Genomic DNA, 6,618 nt, shown 5'->3' with positions numbered 1-6,618 from the left:
CCGTTTTCCGATCCGATTTCCTCGGTGCTTTCCAGGTTTCCGCTCTCGCGTTTCCCTTTCCGGCGGTTCCGACTCTATCAGATCCTTTCGGCGTCCGATTCCCGGTCGGCGGGATTGTCTTCAGGCTTTCCGGCTTTCGCCTGTCGGCCTTTCGACATTCACTACGTTAGCCGACTCCCGTCGAGACTCATAATCGAGTTCCGCGAGTTCGAATTCAGGCATGCGGGCATGACGAATTCGACCCCGTCAGGGGAAGTCGTAGGTAGTGGGTGGCCACTTCCGGCTGCTGGCGATTGCCGTACCCGGTTCAGCGGCTCGGGCTACATTACGCACCTTCCAGGGACGCGTCAACTTGAGCGGCGCCGGGGTACGTGGGCCCGATAGGGGCTGACGGTCGGGTCGTTGGCGACCCAGAAACGCCAGGGGTGGATGTCGCCGTCGCCGCCCTCGCCGGCGACTCCGGTGCGCGGACCGTTGCGTACCTGGTCGGAGGGCACGGGAGTACCGGTCAGTATCCGCAGCGGTGTCTCGCCGGCGGCACACGCGTCGGTGCCGTCCAGGGCCCGGTCGACGCCCAGGGCGGTGGCGAGGCGGGCCGGGCCTTTGGCCAGTTCTCGGTCGTATCGGGCCGAAAGTCGACGTTTGCGGGCGAGCTCGGTGCCTTCGAGGATCTCGCCCGCGCGGAGCAGGACCGCGCTGGCGGTGCCCGCCGGACCGCAGACGAGGTTCATGCAGAACCACATGCCGTAGGTGAAGTAGACGTACACATGTCCGGGCGGACCGAACATCACGTCGTTGCGGGGTGTGGGACCGCGATAGGCGTGCGATCCGGGGTCGTTCGGGCCGTCGTACGCCTCCACCTCTGTGAGGCGGACCGCGATCGGACCGTCCGGGGTGGTGCGGACGAGGATGCGGCCGAGGAGGTCGGGGGCGACCTCCAGTACAGGGCGGTCGAAGAAGTCCCTGGGGAGTGGCGTACGGTCCGGGGGCGCGATCATGGCGTCCGAGCCTAGTCCAGGCCGGTGGAGCCCAAGGGGTGGTCAAGGATTCGTCTCCTTGCCAGGGTGTGGGCCGGAACCGGTCGCGGCCGGATCGCGTTTGTAGGGGTCAGAGGTCCGTACGTAAAGGGAGAGTCATGGGGTTCAAGAAGCTGCTCGCGAGCCTGGGTGCCGGCGGGGCGTCGGTCGAGACGGTGCTCACCGAGGTGAACGTCGTTCCGGGCGGTGTCGTCCAGGGCGAGGTACGGATCCAGGGCGGCTCGGTGAACCAGGAGATCCAGGGGCTGTCCGTGGGGCTCCAGGCGCGGGTCGAGGTGGAGCGCGGCGACGAGGAGTACAAGGAGAACATCGACTTCGGCAAGGTGCGGCTCGGCGGTGCCTTCGAGATTCAGGCCGGGGCGGTGCACGCGGTGCCGTTCGGGCTGGAGATCCCGTGGGAGACCCCGGTCACGATGATCGACGGGCAGGCGCTGCGCGGGATGCACATCGGCGTGACGACGGAGCTGGAGATCGCGCGGGCCGTCGACTCCGGGGACCTGGACCCGATCAACGTGCACCCGCTGCCGGCGCAGAAGGCGATCCTGGACGCCTTCATCCAGCTGGGCTTCCGCTTCAAGAACGCCGACCTGGAGAAGGGGCACATCCGGGGGACACGGCAGACGCTGCCGTTCTACCAGGAGGTGGAGTTCCACCCGCCGGCGCAGTACCGGGGCCTGAACCAGGTCGAGCTGAGCTTCGTGGCGGACGCGCACGCCATGGACGTCATCCTGGAAATGGACAAGAAGCCGGGGCTGTTCAGCGAGGGCAGCGACACCTTCCGGTCGTTCCAGGTGGGTCTGCACGACTTCCACGGGACCGACTGGGCGGCTTACCTCAACCAGTGGCTGTCCGAGGTCGGCAGCAAGCGCAACTGGTTCTAGGCTCGGTACTGCTGATTCCGTTGATCGATCAGGAGGTACCGAGGTGTCCGAGCTCAAGCGGCGGCCTCTCCCCCATGACTTCCACCCGTCCGTCCCGTCGTTCACGGTGACGAGCGAGGACATCGAGGAAGGGGCGACGCTCAAGGACGCTCAGGTCTACGCCGAGGGCAACACCTCGCCGCATCTGCGGTGGGCGGGCTTCCCGGACGGGACCAAGAGTTTCGCCGTGACCTGCTACGACCCGGACGCCCCGACGGGCAGCGGGTTCTGGCACTGGGTGGTGTTCGACATCCCGGCCTCGGTGACCGAGCTGCCGGTGGGTGCGGGCAGCGGCAAGTTCGAGGGGCTGCCCGAGGGTGCGGTGCAGGTGCGCAACGACTACGGGTCGAAGGACTTCGGTGGCGCCGCGCCGCCGCCCGGGGACGGGCCGCACCGGTACGTCTTCACGGTGTACGCGGTGGACCAGGCCAAGCTCGGTCCGGACGCCGATGTCTCGCCCGCCGTCGTCGGGTTCAACCTGCGGTTCCACGCGATCGCGCGGGCGCAGTTGATCGGCGAGTACGAGAACCCCGAACAGGGCTGACGCACCGCGCGATATCAGCCGAGCGTTCATTGAACGTTTGCCCGCCTCTGGTCTTGGAAGTGATCAGAGGCGGGCAGTTTTTATTGCGTTGTCCATCTCGGCGCGCCCGTCCAGAGTTGATCCAAGCCCGCCGGGGGTGGGCACGGTGCACAAAGGAGGTGGGCTGGATGCGTGACACGCTGGTGCTGAACGCGAGCTTCGAGCCGCTGTCCACGGTGACGTTGAACCGCGCTGTCGTCCTGGTGCTCCAGGACAAGGCCGTCGTCGAGCAGGCCCACCCCGAACTGCGCATGCGCGGTGCCGAGGTGGACATACCCGCTCCTCGGGTCATACGGCTGTGCAGGTATGTGCGGGTGCCCTTTCGGAGACAGGCGCCCTGGTCGCGGCGGGGGGTGCTGGTCAGGGACCGGCACCGGTGCGCGTACTGCGGGAAGCGGGCGACGACCGTGGACCATGTGGTGCCCCGGGCGCAGGGTGGCCAGGATTCGTGGCTGAACACGGTGGCCTCGTGCGCGGAGGACAATCACCGCAAGGCGGACCGGACGCCTGAGCAGGCGGGTATGCCGTTGCTGCGGGAGCCGTTCGAGCCTTCGCCGCAGGACGCGATGCTGCTGGCGATGGGGGCGGAGGATCTGGCGGCGCTTCCCGAGTGGCTGGCGGGGGATGTGGCCGCCTAGGCGTCTGCCGGGTTGGTCCCGTCCCGCGGCTGCGGGTTCGCTGTGGCTTGTCGCGCGGTTCCCCGCGCCCCCAAGAAGAGGTGGGCGCGGGGAACGTCGGCTTTGGGGCGCCGCTAGTCGATGTTCGGCTTCTCGCGGCGTTCCTGGGTGGGGATGTTGCCGCTGCCGCCGTTGCCCGAACCGCCGCCCAGGGAACCGAAGTTGCCCATGGCCCCGGAGAGGCCCTTGAGGGCGTCGCCGATCTCGCTGGGGACGATCCAGAGCTTGTTGGCGTCGCCTTCGGCGATCTTCGGGAGCATCTGGAGGTACTGGTAGCTCAGGAGCTTCTGGTCGGGGTCTCCGGCGTGGATCGCCTCGAAGACCGTACGGACCGCCTGGGCCTCGCCCTCGGCGCGCAGGGCGGCCGCCTTGGCCTCACCCTCGGCGCGCAGGATCTGGGACTGCTTCTCGCCCTCCGCGGTGAGGATCGCGGCCTGGCGGGTGCCTTCCGCGGTGAGGATCGCGGCTCGCTTGTCACGGTCCGCGCGCATCTGCTTCTCCATCGAGTCCTGGATGGAGGTCGGCGGCTCGATCGCCTTGAGCTCGACGCGGTTGACGCGGATGCCCCACTTGCCGGTGGCCTCGTCGAGGACGCCGCGCAGGGCCGCGTTGATCTCCTCGCGGGAGGTCAGGGTGCGTTCCAGGTCCATGCCGCCGATGATGTTGCGCAGCGTCGTGACGGTCAGCTGCTCGATGGCCTGGATGTAGCTGGCGACTTCGTAGGTGGCCGCCCGGGCGTCCGTCACCTGGTAGTAGATGACGGTGTCGATGTTCACGACCAGGTTGTCCTGGGTGATCACCGGCTGGGGCGGGAACGGTACGACCTGTTCACGCAGGTCGATGCGGTTGCGGATGGTGTCTATGAACGGGACCACGATGTTGAGGCCGGCGTTGAGCGTCCGCGTGTAGCGGCCGAAGCGCTCGACGATGGCGGCGCTCGCCTGTGGGATGACTTGGATTGTCTTGATCAAGGCGATGAAGACCAACACCACCAGAATGATCAGGACGATGATGACCGGTTCCATCGTCGTTCCCCGTACCCTTCTCCGCCTCGGCGCTTCGGCAGATCTTATGGTTGTTGAAGATCTTGCTGGACGAGTCTGACAGACCCTTGCCCAACTCGGGAGTCGTTCAGCCCAGTTGCGTCGTACGAGGTCAGATGACGATGGCCGTGGCCCCCTCGATCTCCACGACATCCACTTCCTCTCCGGCTTCGTAGGCCCGCCCGGTGTCGAGGGAGCGCGCCGACCAGACCTCGCCGGCGAGCTTGATCCGTCCGCCCGAGCCGTCGACGCGTTCCAGTACGACGGCCTGCCTGCCCTTCAGGGCGTCGACGCCGGTGGCGAGTTGGGGTCGCTGGGCGGCGTGCCGGGCCGCGATGGGCCGTACGACGGCGATCAGCGCGACGGAGACGAGGACGAAGACGAGGACCTGGGCGACGATGCCCGCGCCGAGCCCGGCGGTGCCGGCCGCTGCCACGGCGCCGACCGCGAACATGCCGAACTCCGGCATCGCGGTCACCACGAGCGGGATGCCGAGTGCCGCCGCGACGACGAGCCACCACACCCATGCGTCGATGTTGTTCACATTGTCATGGTAGGGCCGCGGGTACCGAACCCGACAGGGCGCTCCGCCATGACAACGCCCGTCAGGACAGGGGCAGTCCGTGGGCGGTCCAGCGGTCGCCGACCTGCTCGACGACGAGCGGCAGGCCGAAGCAGAGGGAGAGGTTGCGGGAGGTCAGTTCGAGCTCCAGCGGGCCGGCGGCGAGGACCTTGCCCTGGCGGATCATGAGGACGTGGGTGAAGCCGGGGGCGATCTCCTCGACATGGTGGGTGACCATGATCATGGAGGGCGCGATCGGGTCGCGGGCGAGCCGGCCGAGGCGGCGGACCAGGTCCTCGCGGCCGCCGAGGTCGAGGCCGGCGGCGGGCTCGTCGAGGAGCAGCAGCTCGGGGTCGGTCATCAGGGCGCGGGCGATCAGGGTGCGCTTGCGCTCGCCCTCGGAGAGGGTGCCGAAGCGGCGGTCCACGTACTCCGTCATGCCGAGGCGGTCGAGGAAGGCGCGGGCGCGCTGCTCGTCGACCTCGTCGTACTCCTCCTGCCAGTGGGCGGTCATGCCGTAGGCGGCGGTGAGCACGGTCTCCAGGACGGTCTGGCGCTTGGGGAGCTTTTCGGCCATGGCGACGCCGGCCATGCCGATGCGGGGGCGCAGGTCGAAGACGTCGACCTTGCCGAGGGTGTCGCCGAGGATGGTGGCGGTGCCCTTGCTGGGGAAGAGGTAGCTGGACGCGATGTTCAGGAGAGTGGTCTTGCCGGCGCCGTTGGGGCCGAGGATGACCCAGCGCTCGCCCTCCTTCACCGACCAGGAGACCTGGTCCACCAGAGCCCGGCCCTCGCGGACCACGGATACGTCCTGAAGCTCCAGAACATCGCTCATGAGCGCGTTGTCTCCCCTTGCAGTGTGGCCGGTCTCGGCTGTCGCGTACGCCTGTGGCTCGGGCGGCGGCACCGGTGGGCGCAGCCCTTATGAAATCTACGCCACGAGTGCGGCGCTCCATTCCATCGGTCCGGTCCTTAGGGTGGGGGCATGCTCTCGGAACCGCGTTCAGGACGCCTCGCCGCTTGGGGAAATGCCCTCTTGGCCGGACTTGTCTCCCCGGATGACGCCGTGCTCGCCATCGTCGGTGAGGACGCGGTGCACCGGGTGGAGGGGCTGCCGGGTGAGTCGGCGCCGGTCGGGCTCACGCTGGCGCTGGGGCGGCTGCGGGCGCTCGGGGTGACCGGGCTGCGGGTCGCGCTGCCGGCGCCGGGGCATCCGCTGGGGCTGAGCGGGCCGCCGGAGTTCAACGCGCGGGCTCTGGAGGCCGAGGAGGCGGTGGTCTGTCACGGCGCCGCGTTCGGTCTGGTGCCGGAGGTGTCCGAGGCGGGGCCCGCCGGTGATGTGCATGTCGAGGTGGTCTGGCATGTGCTGCCGGTGCGGGAGGCGCCGCCGGCCGACGTGCCGTCGCTCGGTGAGGCCGAGCGGGAGCTGGCGGAGGCGCTGCGGGATGCGACCGACGTGCTGTCGAAGCTCGATGTCGCCGGGTCGGGGCCGGTGGCGGACGCGGCGATCGACGCGTACCGGGCGCGGTCCGAGCGGGGGCGGGAGGTGCTGGCTCCGGGGTATCCGCCGCGGGCGGTGCGGGTGCTGGAGCTGGCGCAGCGGGTGGGGCTGCTGGTCTCGCTGGCTTACGAGAACGGGCACGGCGGGGCGGTGAGCGCCTCGGAGATGGCGGCGCGGGGGGCGGCGCTGCGGCCGGTCGAGCGGACGGCCCGGCGGGCGCTGGTCGCGGCCTACAACTCCGTCGTGGAGGAGCGTGAGCGGGGGCGCTAGGGACCTGGGGTCACGCCGGACGGCG

The 6,618-nt window shown here is 69.1% G+C and carries 8 protein-coding genes; 4 read left to right on the top strand and 4 right to left on the bottom strand.

The features are described from left to right. Nucleotides 1–347: 347 nt before the first annotated feature. Nucleotides 348–998, bottom strand: a complete 651-nt coding sequence (locus ACIPSJ_RS08605) for a DNA-3-methyladenine glycosylase (protein ID WP_359220459.1) — start codon at nucleotides 996–998, stop codon at nucleotides 348–350. 137 nt (nucleotides 999–1,135) lie between these two features. Between ACIPSJ_RS08605 and ACIPSJ_RS08600 the strand changes: the two genes are divergently transcribed. From ACIPSJ_RS08600 to ACIPSJ_RS08590, 3 genes are all read left to right on the top strand, one after another. Continuing rightward, on the top strand, nucleotides 1,136–1,918 hold the full coding sequence (locus tag ACIPSJ_RS08600; protein ID WP_359220461.1) for a sporulation protein: 783 nt from the start codon (nucleotides 1,136–1,138) through the stop codon (nucleotides 1,916–1,918). Between the two features lie 43 nt (nucleotides 1,919–1,961). Further along, nucleotides 1,962–2,501 carry a YbhB/YbcL family Raf kinase inhibitor-like protein gene (locus ACIPSJ_RS08595; RefSeq protein WP_355716162.1) on the top strand — a complete coding sequence of 180 codons (540 nt, stop codon included), beginning with the start codon at nucleotides 1,962–1,964 and terminating at the stop codon, nucleotides 2,499–2,501. Nucleotides 2,502–2,668: 167 nt separating this feature from the next. Beyond that, nucleotides 2,669–3,178, top strand: coding sequence for an HNH endonuclease (locus ACIPSJ_RS08590; RefSeq protein ID WP_355716159.1), 510 nt, complete (start codon nucleotides 2,669–2,671; stop codon nucleotides 3,176–3,178). A gap of 113 nt (nucleotides 3,179–3,291) precedes the next feature. On the opposite strand, the gene ACIPSJ_RS08585 is transcribed toward ACIPSJ_RS08590, so the two are convergent. From ACIPSJ_RS08585 to ACIPSJ_RS08575, 3 genes are all read right to left on the bottom strand, one after another. Further along, complete coding sequence (locus ACIPSJ_RS08585; protein WP_355716156.1) at nucleotides 3,292–4,242, bottom strand: SPFH domain-containing protein; 951 nt, start codon at nucleotides 4,240–4,242, stop codon at nucleotides 3,292–3,294. 130 nt (nucleotides 4,243–4,372) lie between these two features. Continuing rightward, the gene (locus ACIPSJ_RS08580) at nucleotides 4,373–4,804 is read right to left on the bottom strand and encodes an NfeD family protein (protein ID WP_359220465.1); all 432 of its coding nucleotides are present in this window, start codon (nucleotides 4,802–4,804) and stop codon (nucleotides 4,373–4,375) included. A 61-nt stretch (nucleotides 4,805–4,865) separates the two neighbouring features. Then, nucleotides 4,866–5,657, bottom strand: a complete 792-nt coding sequence (locus tag ACIPSJ_RS08575; RefSeq protein WP_355716152.1) for an ABC transporter ATP-binding protein — start codon at nucleotides 5,655–5,657, stop codon at nucleotides 4,866–4,868. A gap of 150 nt (nucleotides 5,658–5,807) precedes the next feature. On the opposite strand from ACIPSJ_RS08575, the gene ACIPSJ_RS08570 reads away from it, so the two are divergent. Further along, nucleotides 5,808–6,593, top strand: coding sequence for a hypothetical protein (locus ACIPSJ_RS08570; RefSeq protein WP_359220467.1), 786 nt, complete (start codon nucleotides 5,808–5,810; stop codon nucleotides 6,591–6,593). Nucleotides 6,594–6,618: the final 25 nt, after the last annotated feature.

This window comes from Streptomyces sp. NPDC090088, from assembly GCF_044747345.1.
Lineage (GTDB): Bacteria > Actinomycetota > Actinomycetes > Streptomycetales > Streptomycetaceae > Streptomyces.
Note: the sequence above shows the minus strand (reverse complement) of the source record. Positions and strands in the feature narration are given on the sequence as shown.

Excerpts from the sequence above, each read along its gene's own strand:
- ACIPSJ_RS08600 (WP_359220461.1), top strand. The coding sequence starts at position 1,136 with ATGGGGTTCAAGAAGCTGCTCGCGAGCCTGGGTGCCGGCGGGGCGTCG.
- ACIPSJ_RS08585 (WP_355716156.1), bottom strand. The coding sequence starts at position 4,242 with ATGGAACCGGTCATCATCGTCCTGATCATTCTGGTGGTGTTGGTCTTC.
- ACIPSJ_RS08570 (WP_359220467.1), top strand. The coding sequence starts at position 5,808 with ATGCTCTCGGAACCGCGTTCAGGACGCCTCGCCGCTTGGGGAAATGCC.
- ACIPSJ_RS08605 (WP_359220459.1), bottom strand. The coding sequence starts at position 998 with ATGATCGCGCCCCCGGACCGTACGCCACTCCCCAGGGACTTCTTCGAC.
- ACIPSJ_RS08575 (WP_355716152.1), bottom strand. The coding sequence starts at position 5,657 with ATGAGCGATGTTCTGGAGCTTCAGGACGTATCCGTGGTCCGCGAGGGC.
- ACIPSJ_RS08590 (WP_355716159.1), top strand. The coding sequence starts at position 2,669 with ATGCGTGACACGCTGGTGCTGAACGCGAGCTTCGAGCCGCTGTCCACG.